Annotated in this window: 1 protein-coding gene; it reads left to right on the top strand. The window is 70.1% G+C overall.

Annotation, left to right across the window (positions count from 1 at the left end; genetic code table 11):
- Window positions 1-385, top strand: a 385-nt coding sequence (locus tag KUA55_RS18220; protein ID WP_218327778.1) for a tripartite tricarboxylate transporter permease, incomplete at both ends; no start/stop codon positions are given.

Below are 385 nucleotides of genomic sequence, written 5' to 3'. Positions count from 1 at the left end.
AACCTGAAGGAGCTGGCATTCACCTGGTGGAGCGTGGTGCGCAGCGCCTTCGTCGGCTTCGGCGTGGGCGTGCTGCCGGGGGCGGGCGCCAGCGTCGCCGCGGCCGTGGCCTATTCGCAGGAGAAGCGCATCAGCGAGGGCAAGGATCCGGACGCCAAATTCGGCAAGGGCGACATGCGCGGCCTGGTCGCGCCCGAGGCGGCGGCCACAGCCTCGGCCGTGGGTTCCTTCGTGCCGATGCTGACGCTGGGCGTGCCGGGCTCGGGCACGACGGCGGTGATGATGGGGGCGCTGACGCTCTACAACATCACGCCGGGGCCTGTGCTGTTCGATTCCAAGCCCGAGCTGGTCTGGGGCCTGATCGCCTCGCTGTTCGTGGCCAACG

This window comes from Enterococcus alishanensis, assembly GCF_019218635.1.
Classification (GTDB): domain Bacteria; phylum Bacillota; class Bacilli; order Lactobacillales; family Enterococcaceae; genus Enterococcus_A; species Enterococcus_A alishanensis.
Note: the sequence above shows the minus strand (reverse complement) of the source record. Positions and strands in the feature narration are given on the sequence as shown.